This window comes from Hominenteromicrobium sp. (assembly GCF_046974225.1).
Taxonomy (GTDB): Bacteria; Bacillota; Clostridia; order Oscillospirales; family Acutalibacteraceae; genus Hominenteromicrobium; species Hominenteromicrobium mulieris.
Window position 1 is genome coordinate 1 of sequence record NZ_JBKWAE010000008.1, and the last position, 18,708, is coordinate 18,708.

Below are 18,708 nucleotides of genomic sequence, written 5' to 3' on the forward strand. Positions count from 1 at the left end.
GATAAACGCTGAAAGCATCTAAGCGTGAAGCCGACTCCAAGATTAGATATCCCATAGCGTAAGCTAGTAAGACCCCTTGTAGACTACAAGGTTGATAGGCTGCATGTGTAAGCACGGTAACGTGTTCAGCTTGGCAGTACTAATAGGTCGAGGGCTTGACCATAACCCTTCTTGGTTCAAGATTGCGCTTTCTTCTCCCATTCTACTCTTGCTTCTCCCTTTATTCAGTTTTCAGGGTATATGAAACCTACAGGATACACAAATGTGTATCCTGTTTTTTGTTATATTGAAAACGATTCCGATTTAAAAATGTGGTTTTGTCCAAAGTATAATAATAAAGGAATTTGGACTGCGAGGAAAATACGTTGACAATTGGTAACGCAGTTACAGGGTGACAGGGCGTTTGTGCCATGTTTGAATGATGCGGAGGAATGCTGATTATGGTGCGGATCGAATTTTTGGGCGCATGGAAAGACAAGGACGTGCAGGCTGTGCGGGACGTGACGGTGACGGGCATTGAAAAAAAACTGAAAATTTCGGTTTTACCCGCATATTTTGAAGAGGAATATTCTTTAATAGAAGAAAATTGCTTGGCTTTCTCCGAAAATTGTATGAGGAACAAAAAAATTGCACCTGTGGAGTGTGGTGAGGCAGAACGACGGATGAGCGGTGTGAAAATCACGATCTCGCTGTTTCCTGCGGGGAACGGGCGTATGCGGCGGCAGACTGCGCAGGAGATCACGAAAAATATTGCGCTGAAGACGGGGATATCCAAGGATAATATTTCGGTCACGCTCGATGCGCCGCCGCAGGAGAGGAGAAGCTATGCCGAAGAACGTTGAAAACTTTGAGATCCGCACACTCGGACGTGATGATTACGCGCAGGCGGCGGAAATTTTTGCGTTTGTGCATGCGCTGCACCAAGCAAATCGCCCGGATATTTACAGAAAGACGAATGTCCCGCTCGGCGAAGACGAATTTTTCAAAATGTGCGATGACCCGCACGAAATCATGCTGTGTGCGGTGCGAGACGGCAAAATTTTAGGGCTTGCCCGCACGGTGATGCGGGGAAATGCCGGGGATGCGGTTACTTTGTCGCGTGTGCGGGCGGTTATGGAGGAACTGGCCGTGTTGCCGCAGGCACAGGGCATGGGCATCGGCACGGCACTGCTGTATGCGAGCGAGGCGGAAGCGAAGCGCCGCGGTGCGGAATCTTTGGAGCTGATGGTGTGGTCGTTTAATAAATCGGCGATGCGGTTTTATGAAAGCGCCGGCATGACGGTGCGAAGCTTTGTGATGGAAAAGAAATTGTAAGCGCGCAAGTGTTATGTAAATCAAGCGGTGGAAGCGCTGGCGGCGGAGACCTCGGACACGGTGTGTCTGGGCGTTGGTCTGCATAGCGGCTACGGTGCGGCGCAGCGCATGTACGTGCTGCGCGGGTATGTGCCGGACGGCTCCGGCGTGTGGTATGAGGGCCGCGTGTGGGACCAATATGCGCCGTGCGTGAACGATGACGAGCTGAATTTGTTCCTTTCTAAGAAGCTTTTTTGATGTATTGTGTGGCAATTTAAAATAGAAATAGATACAATTAAAAGCCCTGCATTCTTTTTCTTTGAAAGATGAGAATGCAGGGCTTCGCTTGTTGCATTTTATGGATTTGCTATGCAAATCCATCGGAAATCCCCTTAATAGGGTTTTCCACGAGCAGACAGTCCACTGGACCGTCTCCTCTCCTTTCCTGATTTTTATGCAGGCAAAAAAATTCGCTTTCTGCGGAAAGCGACCAACTTTCTGAAAAAAGTTGGATCAAAAACTTTTAACGTTGCGGCGCGGTGATTTACGACAGTGCGCAAATCATTTTTCCGTTTCCATCTCGATGATTTTTGCGGCTGCTAAATCTTTGGCATCGCGGGGATCGTGGGTGACGAGGATCGTGGTGCGGTTCTTGAGGTTTTCTTTTACGAACTGCATGACTTTTTCGCGGGTCAGATCGTCGAGACCTTTAAACGGCTCGTCGAGCAGGACGGCGTCACCGCTTGTCAGCATGGCGCGGACGATGGAAACGCGCCTTGCCATGCCGCCGGAGAGCTGCACGGCGTTCTTTTTGAGGTCCTCGGGGTCGAACCCGACCTGCAAAAGCGCTTTTTCTGCGGCTGTTTCCGTGCACCCGGCGGCGACGGAAATGTTTTTAGCGGCGGTGAGGTACGGCAGCAGCCGGTCTTCCTGAAACACGGCGCTCGGCTTTTGAAAGCCATGGATTTCGCCAGAATCCGCAGGCAGAAGATTTAATAAGACGGAGAGCAGCGTGGTTTTGCCGCAGCCGGAGCGCCCGGAAACGGCGGTGACTTGGTGCTCCGGAAACTCGGCGGAGAAATTTTTGAGGATTTCCGCTTCACCACGCTTTACGATGAGATTATGCACGCTTGCCATTTAACACGTCCTCCATTTTGAGCTTTTTTAAGACCAACCGCAGCAAAAGCATAAAAAGCTTTTCAAATGCGACGCTGACAGCGACGACGACGACCGTCCACGCAAGCAGCTCGCTTGTCTGCAAAAAGATTTTGGCCTGATAAAACACCGCGCCGATGGAGCCGTCCGGCGTGCCGATGACCTCGGCGGCGATGCCGCTTTTCCAACATAGTCCGAGCGACACGGAGCAGGCGGAGACGAAAAACGGCGCGACGGCGGGCAGGTAGATGTAAAGCAGCTTTTTGCTGACTGAGAGCCTGAAAACCTGCGCCATTTCGAGCAATTCTTCGTCTGCGCTGCGGATGCCCTCTAAGACGTTCATGTAAATGACGGGGAAGACCATCAGCATGGAGATGATGACGGACAAATTTTTTCCGGAAAACCACAGCAGCACCAAAATGATGAACGACGCGACCGGCGTGGCTTTAATGGCGGCCGTGATGGGGCGCAGGAGAGTCTCAACGACCCAAAACCGCGAGGCGACCCACCCGAGCACCGTGCCGAGCGTGAGCGCGGTGAAAAATCCGCCTAAAATGCGCGCAGCGGAATACCACACGGTCTTTAAAAAATCGGGGTCGAAAATGACCGTGAACAGCGTTTGTACGACCTTTACGGGCGAGACGAGCACGAGTTCAGAGCCGACGCAGAGGCTGACGACATGCCACACCAATAGCCAAAAAGCCACAGCGCATGTGGCGGCTATGGCTTTCTGTTTCTTTGTTTTCACTTTTTTCTGCTTTGCGGGGTTATTCCGTATAGTAGAAAGCGTCATCGGGCAGCGTTCCTCCAACAGACTTCGGGTCGGCGTCAAAGAGCACCTGTAAATAGCCGGAGACCTTCTCCTTCATTTCTTCACCCTTGATGAAGTGGATGTTGCAGCCGGGCAGAGCCTTTAAAGCAATGGGCTCCTTCGGCACGATCTCATACTGTGCGATGAGCTTTGCAGCGTCTTCCGCATTCGTCTCGGTATAGTTGATGGAAGCTTCGTATTCCTCGAGGAACTTTTCAACAGCGGCGGGATTTTCCTCCAGCACATCGGTGCGGATGATCGTGACGCCGGTGACGAGCGTACTGCCGTTATCGAGCTTATCCCACTCATCGGTGAGGCTGAGCGCGATGCGGAGCTTGTCGTTCTGCATCATAGCGGTGGTGACGAACGGCTGCGGCAGCACGGCGATGGCATCGTCGGCCTCGGCAAGCGCTGCGGCGACCTCGGTCGCTTCGGATTTATACTCGATGGTCACGTCGGTCTCGGGATCGATACCGTTTTCGCGCAGAATGTAGTTGAGCGCGAACTCCGGTGTGGTGCCTTTGCCGGTGGAATAGATCGTCTTGCCTTTGAGGTCTTCAACGGATTGGATGCTTTCGCCGGTTTCAACGACGTAGAGCACGCCGAGCGTGTTGATGTCGAGAATCTTGATGCCGCCCTCGGTCTTGTTGTACAGCACGGAAGCGAGGTTGCACGGTACATTTGCAATGTCGATCGTCTTATTCGCGATGCCGGCGGTAATTTCGTCTGCGGTGCCGTACATCGTGACGTTGTAGGTGTTTGCGGTCTCGCCGTTTTCGGCGTCCTGCATCAGCTTGACCATGCCCATGGTAGTCGGTCCCTTGAGGGAAGCGACTTCATAGGTGGCGGGGGTGAACGCCTCCGGCGCTTCGGTGGGTTCGGCGGTCGGTTCAGCCGTAGGCTCGGCGGTGGGCTCTGCCGTGGCTTCAACGCTGCTTTCGGAAGATGTGCTCTCGGAGGAGGCGGCACCGCTCTGGCCGCAGGCTGCAAATACCGTCATGCACAGCAGCATGGCGAGCAAAACAGCGGTTATTTTCTTCATTTGAAACGGTCCTTTCTTTTGCGGCATTCCGCCGCGGAAATCGTTCGGGAGTTTGTCTCGGCGAACAGTATTATCGTAGCACAAAAGGGCGCGCATTGTCAACGAATTGTCAATTTTCTGCGCGATTTTTCTTTTGAAAGCGGAAGGGAGTTTGTATGGCGGTTTCACACACGAAAGCAAAATTTGAAAACTTCCCGTCGTCGGGAATAAAAAGGGTGCCCGGCGCGAAAAATATGCGAAAAAATAGAAGAAAACAGGTTGACGAACGGAACCTTCTGTGCTATAATCATCAGTGTCGCAGAATATGCGGGTGTAGTTCAATGGCTAGAATCCCAGCCTTCCAAGCTGGTCGTGTGGGTTCGATTCCCATCACCCGCTCCAACCCGCAGAAAAGGGACGATTGCCTTGGGCGGCATAAAGAGATATGCGCCAATAGCTCAGCTGGATAGAGCAACTGCCTTCTAAGCAGTAGGTCAGGGGTTCGAGTCCCTTTTGGCGCGCCATATGGTGGATGTAGCTTAGCTGGTTAAAGCGCCAGTTTGTGGCACTGGAGACCGTGGGTTCGAATCCCATCTTCCACCCCATATCAAGAGGATGTAACTGATTTCAGTTACATCCTCTTATTTTTTGCCTAAAAATGGACAAGTGTTATTATTCGTGAGTACAATGCAACGTTTTTTAGAACCAAATCGGCGGCTTGATAAAACAATTTCCATTGGAATCACAGTTACTACCGATTTGATCAGGAATTTTTATATTCGGATGGTGTCATCCCCGTTTTGTTTTTGAACACTTTCAAAAAGTAGAAATAGTCCTCAAACCCACAGGCTGTACTGGTTTCAGAAATAGTATAGCCGGACCTGAGCATACGCTTTGCCTGGTTGACACGCAAGGTTACCTGCATTTGTTTGATCGTCATACCATATACGGTTTGGAATATAGTATTTAGACGATTGTATGTTTTCCCAAAGGTATCCTCATAATCCCGATTCTTCAAGTGCTTGTCTTTGTTGTCATCAATATATTGTAAGATTCGGTAGGCCAGTCTGCTTTCCAAATTACACCAAAGCTCTCTTTTTTGCACAGCGAAACTAATCTGGTACAGAATCGCCTGAATTTGGGATGATAAAAAATTTTTGCTTGAAAAAGGCAATGTTCGGTGCTGAATCGCGTACTCCATCAGATCAAAGCAGGGTAGCTCCAGAGGAATCTGTCCATGTAACGGAAGCAAAATATGATTGGTATCTACCTTTACAGGCGGTGGAACCTGAATACCTGTTGCCTGAAAATGAGCAAAATAGGCTGCATGATTATCATATTGAAGCCCGCAATGCTGCACGTAAGGAGGCAACAGGAAAAATTCACCGCTATGAACGACGTAATTCTCACCGTAGACACGGAAAGAGCGTTCTCCGCTGATCATCAATACCAGTACCCACTGCGTCATCATTCTATCCGGATGCATATTATTGCCGCTAAACTTATCGACATCCTCCACGCGAATCTCCTTGTTTAACTGAAACCAGTAGAGATCGGTTTGTTTTATATCCATGGTTGAACATCTGCCTTTTCCAGTAAAATGATCTTATGATATGTCTGCCTAAAAGGAGCCAGACAATAATTCAATAAATAGTTTCGTTTATTCCATACCATTTTCATTCTCTCCATAGACTTTTTTTCGGATACACTGTATGATCATTTCAAAGAATCCTAGGAGGGATACAACATGAAAAACGGTAAATTAAGAGTGGCGCTCGTAGGAGTCTCCTTCGGCGCGGAATTTATACCCATCTATCTGAAACACCCGGACGTAGATTCTTTGGTGTTAGTAGATACGAATGAAAAACTGCTGAATACGGTTGGCGATAAGTTTCTTCTGGAAGAACGCTTGACGGACTTTAATGCCATGTTGGAAGATAAAACCATCGACGCCGTCCATCTGGTAACACCGCCTGCTACTCATGCTCCCCTATCTATACAGGTGATGAACGCTGGAAAGCACTGTGCCTGTACCATTCCGATGGGAATGAGTATCGATGAATTGTACCAAGTCATCGATGCTCGAAAAAGAAGCGGGAAACACTATATGTTTATGGAGACCTCCGTCTATGGTCGAGAGTTTCTGTATGTGAAGAACCTTTACGAAAAAGGAGAGCTGGGCAGAATACAGTTCATGCGCTGCGCGCATTATCAAGATATGGAAGGATGGCCGGACTACTGGTTGGGCTTTCCTCCGCTGATGCATCCTACCCATGCGGTAGCGCCTTGTCTGATGTTGTTGGGCAAGCGTCCGGAAACCGTATATTGCAAGGGCTCCGGCAAAGTACGTAAAGAAGTGGAAGCTCCCTATGGTTGTCCATACGCCTTTGAGTCAGCTCTGATCTCCCTAAAAGACAGTGATGTAAGCATTGAAATGGCTCGGTTCCTCTACCACGTAGCCCGAGGCTACACTGAAAGTTTCAACATATATGGTGAACGAAAAAGTTTTGAATGGCAGCAGTTGGAATCGGAACAACCGGTACTGTTCTCCATGGCGCTTGGTGCAAATGCTGAACATGTTATGAACGATTACGGTCGAGGCGGCCTTGTGACGGAAGAACGTATCCAAATCCCCGACTATGCAGATCGTTTACCGGCGGAAATTGGGCGCTTCACCAAACAAACAGTGTATGATGACAGCAATCCTCATCTATCGTTCCTGCAAGGCGGTGGCCATGGTGGTTCTCATCCTCATTTAGTCCACGAGTTTGTCCGAAGCATTCTGGAAGATCGAACTCCGGTTCCCAGCGATATTGACGGCGCCTACTGGACCGGTGTAGGAATCTGCGCTCACCAATCTGCCATGGACGGTGGCGTGGTAAAACGTGTACCTGTTTTCGAATAGAAATCTTCTTTAGAATCCATAAATTCAACCAGACAGCCGTATTCCCTTGCCTTGAAGGGAACACGGCTGTCTTTTACTGTCTGTTTTTACACACCTATTTCCCCATAGGTTGGGTAGCTACGTAATGAAGCGCTCCGTCAGTGTTAAATTCATCCTTACAATAGCAAAAAGCAAAGAGCAAAACAACCGACCATTGGTTGAGTCCTCGCTTAAAACCATATTCTTCTTTTGTCTGTCTTCCGGCTTTACACAAGGGGGAGCTGTTGTTTCGCGGAAGCAAAATTCTCAACCGAAAGCCATCTTTTTTGCTGACATTGACGCGGGAAATGGCCCCTTTATATCAAGAAAGAAAAAACGGAAATGCCGCAGTTGTACAAAAAGAAAAAGTAAGAATCAAATCTCTGACTCAGCCGATGGCTTTTGACGGTTAAAACACAGGCGGAAAACGAGAAGTTTCGGGAGGAAAAAGTGCTCCTTTTAAAAGACTTTTATCAAATTCGAATAAATATCGGGTGAAAGTAGATAAAAAGTGGTAAACAATCATAAATTCAGCCATTTTGTTTGCAGGGCTTACGCTTTATAATATTGCCACAACATCCAATTTGACAAGTGAAAGCTTTGTCAGAGATAATGGAGAAAGGAAGATGAGGGTTATGACAGAAAATCCAATGGGAAGACAGCGGTCAGGTTGGCGGTATAAGCTATACCGAGCTGGCAGAGGGATTCAACGAAATTGGGGATTGTACTTGTTGTTACTTCCGGCGGTCGTGTTGCTGTTTTGCTTCAACTACTTGCCCATGTACGGCGTGCAAATTGCGTTCAGGGATTTTTCTCCTTCACAGGGAATTCAGGGAAGCCCTTGGGTGGGACTTTTGAATTTTCAAAAATTCTTTAACTCATTCCAATCTAAAAACCTGATTTGGAATACGGTGAGCTTGAGCTTGTATAGCTTGATTGCAGGCTTTCCGTTCCCTATTATTTTAGCTCTGATGGTCAACCAGATCCGGGTGAAACGATTCAAGCAGGTTTTGCAAGTGGTGACCTATCTGCCCCACTTTATTTCCACAGTGGTTATGGTGGGCATAATGTTAATCCTTCTTTCCCCCAGCAACGGAATCTACGGAAATCTGGCCCGGGTGCTTGGCGTTCAGAATCCGGTCAACATCATGGGAGAGGCGAGCGCCTTTCAGCACGTCTATGTGTGGAGTGATGTGTGGCAACACGCAGGTTGGGACAGCATTATCTACATTGCGGCGCTGGCAGCGGTGGATCCCTCTTTGTACGAGGCGGCAACGGTGGATGGTGCCAGCAAGATCCAACGGTTGTGGCACATTGATGTGCCTTTCCTGATTCCTACTGCAGTGATCCTGCTGATTATGCGTGCAGGCAATGTGATGAATCTGGGATTCGAAAAGGTGTATCTCATGCAGAACCCGTTGAACACCAGTATCAGCGAAGTAATCTCCACGTATGTATACAAAATCGGTATGATCAGCAATCAGTACAGCCTTTCTGCGGCAGTAAACCTGTTCAACACCGTTATTAACTTTGTATTGTTACTTCTGGTCAACGGATTTTCCAAAAAACTTGGAGACACAAGTTTGTGGTAAGCGGAGAACGTGCGGACTGAAAATTTTTAGCGAAAAGAGGCGGATGCATTATGAGCGCACAAACAATACATAAATCACAAAAAGTGAGCATGGCAGATGTTGTTTTCAACATTATTCTGTACGGAATCTGCGGCTTGATCTTGCTGCTGATTGCGTATCCTATCTACTTTATCATCATTGCGTCTTTTAGTAACCCTTCTGAAGTGTCTAACGGCAACGTGTGGTTCTGGCCCAGCCAGTTCACGCTGGACGGATATAAAGAGCTGTTGCGTCACGGGAGTATCTGGATGGGTTATTGGAACACCATCCTTTACACGGTAGTGGGAACAGCCATCGGCCTGATTGTCAACATCTCTGCAGCATACTCTCTGTCTCGCAGAGATCTGGTAGGCCGCAAGTTAATCACGTTTTATTTCATATTCACGATGTTCTTTAACGGCGGCTTGATTCCTACTTACTTCACCATTCGAGATTTTCATTTATATGACACATTCTGGGTTATGGTTTTGCCTTTCTCCGTAATGGTGTACAACATGATTGTGGCCAGAACATTTTTTGACTCCAGCTTGCCAAAGGATTTGTTGGATGCAGCACAGATTGACGGCTGTGGGAACCTGCGATTCTTTTTCTCCATCGCTCTTCCCCTCTCCAAAGCCGTAATCGCTGTAATTGCTCTTTACATTGCCGTGGCGCAGTGGAACTCTTACTTTAATGCTCTGGTTTACATACGCAGCGAGAACTTAAAACCGCTGCAGCTGGTGGTGAGAAATATCCTGATCACGAACCAGTCTTTGGTGGGTGCCGGTGACGGCATGGCTGCTCAGGAGGCCATGCGTTTGGCAAATTTGATGAAATACGCCGTTATCATCGTTACCACCGTGCCGATTATGTGCATGTATCCCTTTGTACAGAAATATTTCAGTCAGGGCGTAATGATCGGCGCAATCAAGGGGTGAGTTTTCTCCCCAAATCACTCTGTGACGTTACCTTGGGAATATACCCTGAGGATTTCACCGTCAAATAAAAAATCCTATAGTGAGGAGATGCAAACATGAAAGAAAAGTGGACAAAGCTAGGAAAAAGCCTGATTTGTTTGGCCCTGGTTACCTCCATGCTGGCAGGCTGTGGCGGCGGTGGCAACAGCAGCTCTAGCAGTAAGGAACAGACAAGTGGCGGCACTTCAGGTGAGGTTGCAACAGGGGACGATAACTTCAATGAAACGGGCTTGCCTATTGTCAAAGAACCCGTGGAGTTAACTTTCCTTTACGTCAAAGGCGCCAATACGATGGATTTTAAAGACAACGTCATGTTCCAGCAGATGGAAAAGGACACCAACGTCAAGATCAACTGGCAGTACGCAGGCGATGCGGACTGGGGTGAGCAGAAGTCGCTCTTGCTGGCCAGCGGTGATTTGCCCGACGTATTCTTCGGAGACAATGCTCTGAAGGATAATGACATTGCCACCAACCTTGACATGTTCATTCCGCTGGAAGAATATGTAGAAAAGTATTGCCCCAACATCAAGGCGGCTTGGGAGGCAGAGCCCACTATGCGTCAGATGGTTACCAATCCGGACGGCCATATCTATACTCTGCCCGGTAAGAAGCCTCTGCGTCCGAAGGGCTGCGATACGCCCTTTATCAACAAGGCATGGCTGGATCGTTTGGGCCTGGAAATCCCCACCACCGTGGACGAGTGGTACGAAGTGCTGAAGGCCTTTAAGGAGCAGGACGCCAACGGCAACGGTGATCCGAACGACGAGATTCCTCTGACCGGCAGCGCTAAGACGAGTCTGTTTGACTGGATCCGCTACATCAACCCCTGGGGCCTCACGGACAGCTTGCAGGAGAACTTCCTGGCTTTGGATCAGGAGACGCTGAAGCCTGTTTTCATTCCGGCTGACGAGCGCTATAAGGAAGCAGTTGCTTTCTTCCATAAGTTATACGCAGAAGGCATTATGGATCCGGAGTTCATCACGCAGGATGGTTCCATGTCCGACGCAAAATGGAAAAACGCAGATGTATCTCTGGTAGGTACCGGTATCGCTTGGGAAACCTCCTCTGCTACTCAGCCTCATTCGGACGAATATGTTCCGATGCTTCCGCTGGCCGGTCCTAACGGCGACCGCTACATCCGCGGCAACGATGAAATCATCATTTATCATCGCAACGAGTATACCATTACCACCGCTTGTGAGCATCCCGAAGTGGCTATGCGTTGGGCGGATTACTTCTCTACCGATGACATTTCTGTCCAGTCTTACTGGGGCCCCTACGGTGTGGCGTTGAATAAGGACGAGGACGGCAACATTACCTTCTTGGATCCTCCCGAAGGAAAGAACGGCGACCAGTGGTACTGGGAAATTTGCCCCCGCGACTACGGTCCGAAGTATGTGACCCCCGAGTTTGAAGCGAAGATCACTCTTCCCGAGAATAGCGGTGACGGCGCTAAATTGAAGGAAGACGAGATGATGAAGGAATTTGTGGCAAAGCCCTATCCTGTTGTGAACTACACCGCTGAACAGTCCGAAGAGATTTCTTCTCTGACGGTGGACATTTACAAGTATGTTAACGAGACCTGGGCCAGCTGGATTGTCAACGGCGGCATCGACGAGCAGTGGGATGCCTATGTGGATCAGTTGAACCAAATGGGCCTGGAGCGTTTAATGGAGATTTATCAGGAAGCTCTGGATGTTTACAATAACGCGGGCTAATGGACAATTATTGATTTGTTGAGATTTTAGGAAAGCTTTCGAGCAGGACCTGAAGGCTGTTCCGGCCTTCAGGTCTTGCCTTGCTTTCATCGAAAATTCAAGAAATCAAATATGGAGAACAACAGATAGTGTTGGAGGAGTTTCATGGAGAAAAAAGTATTTCGCGTGGGAAGTGTAGGCATTGGAGGAATTTCTCGAGGCGTTCACCTTCCCGGAATTCACAAAAGCCCGGATCTGGAACTTGTGGCCGTGTGCGATCTAAAGCCTGAGCGCATGGAGTACGCCAGAAATACATACGGTATTCGAGAAGATCACTGCTTTGCGGATTATCACGATTTGATTGCCTGCCCGGATGTGGATGTGATTGACATTTCCACTTCCAACAACGCCCACTTCGAAGTGGCCAAGGCAGCTATTGAAGCCGGAAAACCGTTTTGCTTGGAGAAACCTGTCACCTTAACAGCGGAGGAGGCCGACATTTTGGCCAAAGCCGCACAGGAAAAAGGGATTCCCAATATGGTGTGCTTTTCCTACCGCTTTAAGGCTGCTGCCCGCTACGCCAAGGAATTGGTGGAGAAGGGAATGTTAGGTGACATTTATCACGTTTACATGCAGTATCTGCAGGGCGGCGGCGGTCCTTCCTATGATTTGCCCCGTTCTTGGAGATACCAAAAAAAGCTGACCGGAACCGGCGCACTGGGCGATTTGGGTTGTCACGCTCTGGATTTGGTAAGTTTTGTCACCGGTAAAAATTACCGGAAGGCTGTGGGACATACGGATACTTATGTGACCCAGCGCCGTCTGGAAGAGGGCGAAGGATACGGTCCGGTAGATGTAGATGACTTCTGCCATTACTTGATGGAGATGGATGGAAAGACTTCGGCAAATTTCTCTGTCACCCGATTTGCCTATGGCAGAGGAAATTACCAGCGCATGGAAATATACGGGAGCAAGGGCGGCTTGGTGTACAGCTTGGATGTTACTCCCGGTGTAGATGAATTAGAGGTCTGCTTTGGCTACCCCTATGACAGATCCGGAATCTACACAAAACTTCCCATTCCCCAGCGTTTCCAGTGCGATCAGATGCAGTCTTTTGCAGATATTCTCAACGGGTGCAGCGATGGCATGGCTGCCACCATTCAAGACGGCTGCCGCATTCAGCATGCATTGGACGTAATTATCCGCTCTGCGGAAGAAGAAAAATGGCTACCCTGTGATTAATTCATGATATGAGAGGAGTTTTTTTAAAATGGCAATTCGAGTAACTGTTTGGAACGAATACCTTCATGAGGTTCAATTCCCGGAAGTGGCTGAGGTGTACCCCAAGGGTATTCACGGCTGCATCGCAGACTTTCTGAAAGAAGCCGGTATGGATGTGAAAACCGCCACGCTGCGAGAGCCGGAACACGGACTGACTCAGGAGGTTGTAGACAATACGGATGTGTTGATTTGGTGGGGTCACATGGCTCATCAGGAAGTGTCGGATGAGATTGTGGATCGCGTTTACAATCGTGTTCTGGAAGGAATGGGCCTTATCGTTCTTCATTCCGGCCATGCCTCTAAAATCTTCCGGAAGCTGTGCGGAACGGATTCCTGGAAATTGAAGTGGCGTGAGGACGGCGAGAAGGAAATCCTTTGGGTTGTAGATCCCAGTCATCCCATTGTAGACGGTCTGGACGAGAAAATTATAATTCCGCACGAGGAGATGTACGGCGAGCGCTTTGATATTCCCCAGCCGGATGAGCAGGTGTTTATCAGCTGGTTCGAAGGCGGAGAAGTGTTCCGCAGCGGTTGCTGCTGGCATCGCGGAAAAGGAAAGATTTTCTACTTCCGTCCGGGCCATGAGGTATTCCCCATCTATCATCAGCCGGAAATTCAAAAGGTGATTATCAATGCGGTGAAGTGGGCAGCGCCCATCCGTTTCCCCAATACCACCTTTGGAAATCCTGCACCCATTATGCCCGTTAAGGGAGAGATGGAACATAGTGTTCAGGGGCTTCACGACCAGAAGAGCATCTCCTAAAAAGCAGATGTGTTTCTCTCTTAATATCTCTTAACTAAGGAACCAATGTGAAAAGGCCAAGGTTCTTGCGCGGGAAGCAGGGATAACGAAAGCGCGCCTTTCATCAGCATCAGCCGTTGGAAGGCGCACTTTTTATCTGAAAAATTATTTCCCGGCAAGAGAATTCGAAAAATCAGGCTCACTCTTGCAAAATGGATATCGCTTTTTGGTACTGCTGCTTTTTCCAGGTGTCCAGCAACTTATAGTCTCCTCTTTGCAACTCACTGACCAAACGAGCATAGGTCGGCGCGATTTCATCGGCAGAACAATCCTCCACCAAATTCACGATCTGATTTTCCAGAAATTTCTGTTTTCGTTCGTCTGCCGTAGCCAGACGTGTGTTGGAGTAGAGGGAAAACAGGATTTCATAGTGAATGATCGGAACAGTGTACTGGCTGTCAATGCCGATAGGTTTCATCGGTTCTGCATTCTTGAGCAAATCTCCAAGCCCGGAGCGCTCCAAAGCATTCTTCTGTTCGGGAGAAGGCTCCATGTTTTGCAGATAAAATGCTGCCAACAGTCTGGCTTGGAATTGGCTTTGTGTGCTGCTTTTAACAAACAGGGTGGAGACGTATTGTTCCTCGAAATTGTTGCTGAGTGCCGGTTCCCGTCCGGAATCCGAGAGGATGGGCGAGAGGATTTCATATTGTTCCCAAATTGGGTGGCTTTCCGGGAGCTGGGAGAGCAGCTTGCCCAGCGAGGGAGAAGCCGCCAAAAAGATCTCGCCGTTTTGCAGCTGTCTGAGCAGTGACTCTTGACTGAGGGTGAACACATCGCGGGAAAGCAGTCGCTCACGGAACAGGGTGTTCATAAACTCCAGTGACTCCAAAGTACCGGGGTGAAAAAAAGGATCCTCCCACGCAGTGCCGGTATCGGCGGTGACGCCAAACATCTGTTGAAGGCTGGGAAGCTCCACGTAGCAGGGAATCAACTCGGGATAGGCTTTCCGAACGGCTTTTAGCTGTTCCAAGCAATACGCTTTGGACAGGGGCTGCTGACTATCCCAGTGAATCTTTTCCAGAATGTCCTTGCGACCAATCATAGCGGCGGCAGACTTGGTAGAGGTATCTTCAGAGAGAATGGTTCTGGTATGCGGATAGGCGTAAACATCTCCCTGAAAATTTCCGCACCACCGGATAAAGTTTTCGGGCAGGGTAAAGCCGGGAATTTCCTTGTCCAGCAAGTCCTGCAGAGCCCAGGTAGTTCCGGTTGTTTCCAATCGTTTAAAGTTGGCGTCGGTGTACCAACAGGTGACCACATCTGCAGAGATTCCCGATGCTGTCATGTTCAAATATTTTTCAATGGTGCAAAAGGAGAGGTCCACAGGTGTTCCGGCCAATTCGGTGCAATCCTCTTGGGAGAGAAACAGGTCAGCATAGGAGGAATCCGTCTCGCCATAAGGTGTTATGAAAATCCATTTCAAAGCGGTTTCTTTCTCGGAGGATGTCGTCTGAAAGGGAGAGGGACTGGAAGTTGAGGGTGAGCGAATACAGAAAATAAGAAAACATACGGCAATCAATCCGACAAGCGTTTGAGCAAGCTTATAGAGAAATAAGCTTTTGCGCTGTTTATCGTTGTGTGGAGTATCCATGGTAATTCCTTTCTTTTGGAGTATAGCTGTGTCGACTACGAGTCGATAGGAAAAATTGACATTTTTTGCTATACTTGTTATACTATATCATAATAAACTAACAATCTCAAAATGTCCAGAGGTTTTTTATGTAAGTTTTATAAAAGACCGAGTTTGGGATTTTAATGCGGTTTTTTGATGATAGGAAAGGAGAAAAAAGTGAAACAGTGGCTGAGTCGGATGAAGCTAGCGCACAAAATGGTTCTTGGATTTTTGGGGCTCATCGCTCTACCGTTTACTTTGCTGTCGGTGTTCAGTTTTGCCTCGGTTGCGTCGCACTATGAACATCAGCTGGCGCAGGATGGGCAATATATGCTGAACATGGTAGTCAGTGATGTGAACGAAAAAATGGATCATGTGGAAATGCTGATGCAGGTGTTGTCCTGCAATCAAAATCTGATTGCTTTTCTGTCTCACGATTACAATGGCGCCGTCTCTCACGAGGAGTACACGCAAACTGTGATGCCGTTGCTGCAGGGAGCGAGCAATGCGGTGTCACCGCCTCTGGAACGCGTCTATTTACTGACGAAAAACACTACCATCCCGGAGGGCTACAGCGCAGTGTACCATTATGATTCTGTTCCGAAGAGTATTCCCACAGAGCTGTTGGAGAACGGAAGGGAAGCCACTTGGTATCATGCGGAGATAGACGGAAAAGATGTGTTGTACTACCTTTGTCCCATTGTTTCCTCGGTATATAAAAATCAGGGGTATCTTTTGGCCAAAATGCGCGTGGACGAGTTGTTCCCAGAGTTCGGAATGCCGCAACAGAATGGTGTGGCCCTATTCCTACTGGATGAGGAAAACCGACCTAAACTCAGCAATGTAACTCTGAATTCTGATTTCCGTTTCCCGCAAACCGCAGGTTCTCAAGAATCTGTGCGGTGTTTTTCCACCGAGATTCAGCGGGTTCCTCTGCGCGTGGGTGTGGCGCTGCCAGTGTCGGAACACGGATATTTGCAGCAGAGTTCTCTGCTCATCTTAATCTTCGTGGGATTTCTTTCGCTACTGTTTTTGTCTCTGTTCTTTTCCATGATTCGCTCCATCAACTCTCGTCTTCAGAGGTATGGAGATGAGATGGAGCGCATTGCCGAATCCGGTTTCAACGGGGAGTTAGCGGTGGAACGTCAGGATGAAATTGGAGTGATTGGAAATCAATTCAACCGTGTCTTGGGCAGAATGCGCGTCTTGATGCAGGAGAATATCCAAAAGGAAACCGCATATAAAGACGCTCAGTTAAAGGCTCTTCTGCTTCAGATCAATCCTCATTTTATCTACAACACCTTGGACATGTTTGCCGGAAAGCTGACTTTGGACGGAGAGTTTGAAACGGCGGATTACATTTGCGACTTTGCCCAGATGATCCGCTATAACACCATGACGAGCACAGAGCTTCCTTTGGAGAAGGAACTGGAGCATGTGATTAATTACGTGAACCTGGAGAAGTGCCGGTATGGGGACAGCGTGGAGCTGCGGATTCATGTCCCGGAGGAGCTTCGGCAGATCATAATTCCTCGCTTTTTGCTTCAGCCTATTGTGGAGAATTCCTTTGAGCATGGGTTTACCGGGATGGCTCCGGAGGAGAAAAGGCAAATTATCATCACGGCCCGCAAGATGGGTGACCGAATGATTCTTCGTGTACGGGATAACGGCAGGGGAATGAGTTTGAAACAAGTGAAGAAGATAAATCAAAAATTCTCTCAGCCCTATGATGCCATAGCTCTGCGTCATCAGAAAGAGCATGGAATTGGGCTGGATAATATCAATGATCGACTTCAGATTTTTTCTCATTCCAATGATCGTTTGGTACTGAGGAGTCGGGAGGGAAAGTATACCAGTATGTTTATTTTACAAACATTATAGCAGTTTTTTCAGAAAAGGTAAACGCAAAAAGCTGTCTTATAACAGGTGTGCTTTTCGCCGGTGTTGGCCAAGTAAGACGGAGAGTTTGACAGAAAAGCGGAGGATGCAGATGCTTACAGTGATGATAGTGGATGATGATCCCCTTTTGTGCACAGCCATGCGACGAAAGATAGAGATGATTGACAGGGAAAACCAGTTAGGAATTCAAGAGACGCTGATAGCCCACTCGGCCCAAGAGGCGTGGGGGATTTTGCAGGAAAAGTCCGTTGATATATTGATCAGCGACATTCGAATGCCTTATCAGACGGGTCTGGAGCTGGCGGACAAGGTAAACGAGGCTTTCCCGGAGATTCAGGTGGTGATTCTGAGCGGCCATGACGATTACGAGTATATGCGGAGTGCTCTCCGCAGCGGAGTGGTGGATTATCTGCTCAAGCCCGTAAAGCTGATGCAAATTCAGGAAGTGCTGCTCAAGTGTCAGGAGAATCTTCGCCGCCGGAAGGCGCAATCTCTCCGAAACGGCAACGACCGGGAGGTACTGGAAAACTGGCTCAACGGTTTACTCGCGGGTAAAACCGGCAAGCCCCCGGTGGAATTTCCCCATCCGGTGTTCTGGGTTGCATGGCCTTTTGGCGGGGAAGGAGAAGCCGGTTTCCGGACTGAGGAAGTCTTTGCCGAGGAGTCGTCGGAGGATGTGGCGGCATTCTTTTTTCGCAACGTAACGCAAGACACAGTTGTGCTGTTGAATACCAAAAGCAGCCGGGAGGACATTGTAAAAACGTACATTGAAACGTGTCAGGAGTCCTGTGTCAGGCAGGGGGCGGGACGACCTCGTTTTGCAGTGAGTCGACCGTTTACGCGTTTGGAGGAGTATCCTGTGTTTTATAAAGAGGCACGGTACACCATGGCCTATCGCATGCTGGAGCCGTTCGACCTTCGGTTTTCCTCTGCTCAAGCGGCTGCGGAGCAAAGCCGGTTTCCGCGGTTTCAAGCCCGGATTCATTCGGCCTTTCAGAGCAGAAATTTTGCTGAGCTTTATCAGTTGCTTCAAAAAATCTTCTGTCGGGATTTTTTTCAGGAGCAGCCCTTTCCTAAGGAGATTCGACGATTTTATGTGTATTGGGAGTCTCAGGTTCAGGAGATGGCTTCTGCGTATCATCTGGAATTGGAAGCGTTTCCCCACTTTAGCAGATTTGCCGGTTTAAATGAAATGCAGGAATACCTGCAGAAGGTTTTGAAGCAGATGGAGGCGGCTGTGCAGACCGCTACAAACAAGTATGCCCATATTCTTTCCATAGCAAAGCAGTATGTGCAGAAGAATTACAACCGCGATATCAGCATGGACGAAGTGGCCGAGATGGTTTCCATGAGTTACAGCTACTTTAGCCGTGTGTTTAAAGAGCAGCTTCATCAAAGCTTTTCGGAATATGTTCTGTCTGTCCGAATGCGAGAGGCCAAACGGTTGATGGAAGAAGATCCCGCAATCAAAATAAAGGAAGTGGCGGAACTGGTTGGCTATGAAAGCGTGTATACCTTTTCCAGGGCGTACAAGCAGTACTATCATGTCTCACCGAAACAGGATCGAGACGGCTAACCGAAATTTTTTGCCAAAACATAGACATCATATTTGAGAAAGGAATTTTAA

17 protein-coding genes, 3 tRNA genes and 1 rRNA gene are annotated in these 18,708 nt (G+C 48.6%); 16 read left to right on the forward strand and 5 right to left on the reverse strand.

All coding sequences use genetic code 11. The features are described from left to right. The 4 genes from ACLTX1_RS07435 to ACLTX1_RS07450 form a co-directional block, all read left to right on the forward strand. Positions 1–163, forward strand: a 23S ribosomal RNA gene (locus tag ACLTX1_RS07435); the annotation flags it as partial. 337 nt (positions 164–500) lie between these two features. Continuing rightward, positions 501–842 carry a hypothetical protein gene (locus ACLTX1_RS07440; RefSeq protein WP_412330700.1) on the forward strand — a complete coding sequence of 114 codons (342 nt, stop codon included), beginning with the start codon at positions 501–503 and terminating at the stop codon, positions 840–842. After that, positions 826–1,314 (forward strand): GNAT family N-acetyltransferase, encoded by a 489-nt coding sequence (locus ACLTX1_RS07445; protein WP_308449957.1) that lies wholly within the window; start codon positions 826–828, stop codon positions 1,312–1,314. The genes ACLTX1_RS07440 and ACLTX1_RS07445 overlap by 17 nt, the downstream gene beginning before the upstream one ends. Positions 1,315–1,341: 27 nt before the next feature. Continuing rightward, positions 1,342–1,551 carry a hypothetical protein gene (locus ACLTX1_RS07450; RefSeq protein WP_343285228.1) on the forward strand — a complete coding sequence of 70 codons (210 nt, stop codon included), beginning with the start codon at positions 1,342–1,344 and terminating at the stop codon, positions 1,549–1,551. Positions 1,552–1,854: 303 nt separating this feature from the next. Here ACLTX1_RS07450 and ACLTX1_RS07455 read toward each other — a convergent pair whose 3' ends face one another. From ACLTX1_RS07455 to ACLTX1_RS07465, 3 genes are read right to left on the reverse strand one after another with little or no spacing between them, the layout of a single operon-like run. Then, positions 1,855–2,430, reverse strand: a complete 576-nt coding sequence (locus tag ACLTX1_RS07455; protein WP_308449956.1) for an ATP-binding cassette domain-containing protein — start codon at positions 2,428–2,430, stop codon at positions 1,855–1,857. Then, on the reverse strand, positions 2,414–3,196 hold the full coding sequence (locus tag ACLTX1_RS07460; RefSeq protein WP_308449955.1) for an ABC transporter permease: 783 nt from the start codon (positions 3,194–3,196) through the stop codon (positions 2,414–2,416). Before ACLTX1_RS07460 ends, ACLTX1_RS07455 begins: the two co-directional genes overlap by 17 nt. Before the next feature lie 19 nt (positions 3,197–3,215). Continuing rightward, on the reverse strand, positions 3,216–4,301 hold the full coding sequence (locus ACLTX1_RS07465) for an MqnA/MqnD/SBP family protein (RefSeq protein WP_395507347.1): 1,086 nt from the start codon (positions 4,299–4,301) through the stop codon (positions 3,216–3,218). 306 nt (positions 4,302–4,607) lie between these two features. Between ACLTX1_RS07465 and ACLTX1_RS07470 the strand changes: the two genes are divergently transcribed. From ACLTX1_RS07470 to ACLTX1_RS07480, 3 genes are all read left to right on the forward strand, one after another. Next, a tRNA-Gly gene (locus ACLTX1_RS07470) sits at positions 4,608–4,682 on the forward strand. 45 nt (positions 4,683–4,727) lie between these two features. Next, positions 4,728–4,804 (forward strand) — tRNA-Arg (locus ACLTX1_RS07475). A gap of 4 nt (positions 4,805–4,808) precedes the next feature. Further along, positions 4,809–4,885, forward strand: a tRNA-His gene (locus ACLTX1_RS07480). Between the two features lie 158 nt (positions 4,886–5,043). Here ACLTX1_RS07480 and ACLTX1_RS07485 read toward each other — a convergent pair. Continuing rightward, positions 5,044–5,853 (reverse strand): AraC family transcriptional regulator, encoded by an 810-nt coding sequence (locus ACLTX1_RS07485; RefSeq protein WP_308449953.1) that lies wholly within the window; start codon positions 5,851–5,853, stop codon positions 5,044–5,046. Between the two features lie 174 nt (positions 5,854–6,027). Between ACLTX1_RS07485 and ACLTX1_RS07490 the strand changes: the two genes are divergently transcribed. The 7 genes from ACLTX1_RS07490 to ACLTX1_RS07520 all read left to right on the forward strand — a co-directional run bounded on the left by ACLTX1_RS07490 (position 6,028) and on the right by ACLTX1_RS07520 (position 13,531). After that, on the forward strand, positions 6,028–7,185 hold the full coding sequence (locus ACLTX1_RS07490) for a Gfo/Idh/MocA family oxidoreductase (RefSeq protein ID WP_308449952.1): 1,158 nt from the start codon (positions 6,028–6,030) through the stop codon (positions 7,183–7,185). 305 nt (positions 7,186–7,490) lie between these two features. Then, the gene (locus tag ACLTX1_RS07495) at positions 7,491–7,616 is read left to right on the forward strand and encodes a hypothetical protein (protein WP_308449951.1); all 126 of its coding nucleotides are present in this window, start codon (positions 7,491–7,493) and stop codon (positions 7,614–7,616) included. Positions 7,617–7,838: 222 nt separating this feature from the next. Continuing rightward, entirely contained in the window at positions 7,839–8,795 is a 957-nt protein-coding gene (locus ACLTX1_RS07500; protein ID WP_412264681.1) for an ABC transporter permease, read from the forward strand. A 50-nt stretch (positions 8,796–8,845) separates the two neighbouring features. Continuing rightward, positions 8,846–9,751 (forward strand): carbohydrate ABC transporter permease, encoded by a 906-nt coding sequence (locus ACLTX1_RS07505; RefSeq protein ID WP_412330701.1) that lies wholly within the window; start codon positions 8,846–8,848, stop codon positions 9,749–9,751. 95 nt (positions 9,752–9,846) lie between these two features. Then, the gene (locus tag ACLTX1_RS07510) at positions 9,847–11,508 is read left to right on the forward strand and encodes an extracellular solute-binding protein (protein ID WP_412330702.1); all 1,662 of its coding nucleotides are present in this window, start codon (positions 9,847–9,849) and stop codon (positions 11,506–11,508) included. Between the two features lie 144 nt (positions 11,509–11,652). Continuing rightward, positions 11,653–12,729, forward strand: a complete 1,077-nt coding sequence (locus ACLTX1_RS07515; protein WP_177717056.1) for a Gfo/Idh/MocA family protein — start codon at positions 11,653–11,655, stop codon at positions 12,727–12,729. 28 nt (positions 12,730–12,757) lie between these two features. Continuing rightward, the gene (locus tag ACLTX1_RS07520) at positions 12,758–13,531 is read left to right on the forward strand and encodes a ThuA domain-containing protein (RefSeq protein ID WP_177717058.1); all 774 of its coding nucleotides are present in this window, start codon (positions 12,758–12,760) and stop codon (positions 13,529–13,531) included. 178 nt (positions 13,532–13,709) lie between these two features. On the opposite strand, the gene ACLTX1_RS07525 is transcribed toward ACLTX1_RS07520, so the two are convergent. Further along, entirely contained in the window at positions 13,710–15,161 is a 1,452-nt protein-coding gene (locus ACLTX1_RS07525) for a hypothetical protein (protein ID WP_412330703.1), read from the reverse strand. 198 nt (positions 15,162–15,359) lie between these two features. Between ACLTX1_RS07525 and ACLTX1_RS07530 the strand changes: the two genes are divergently transcribed. Next, a complete protein-coding gene (locus tag ACLTX1_RS07530; RefSeq protein ID WP_412330704.1) occupies positions 15,360–17,063 on the forward strand; it encodes a sensor histidine kinase in 1,704 nt (567 codons plus the stop codon). Between the two features lie 109 nt (positions 17,064–17,172). After that, positions 17,173–18,657 (forward strand): response regulator transcription factor, encoded by a 1,485-nt coding sequence (locus ACLTX1_RS07535; protein WP_412330705.1) that lies wholly within the window; start codon positions 17,173–17,175, stop codon positions 18,655–18,657. Positions 18,658–18,708 lie beyond the last annotated feature (51 nt).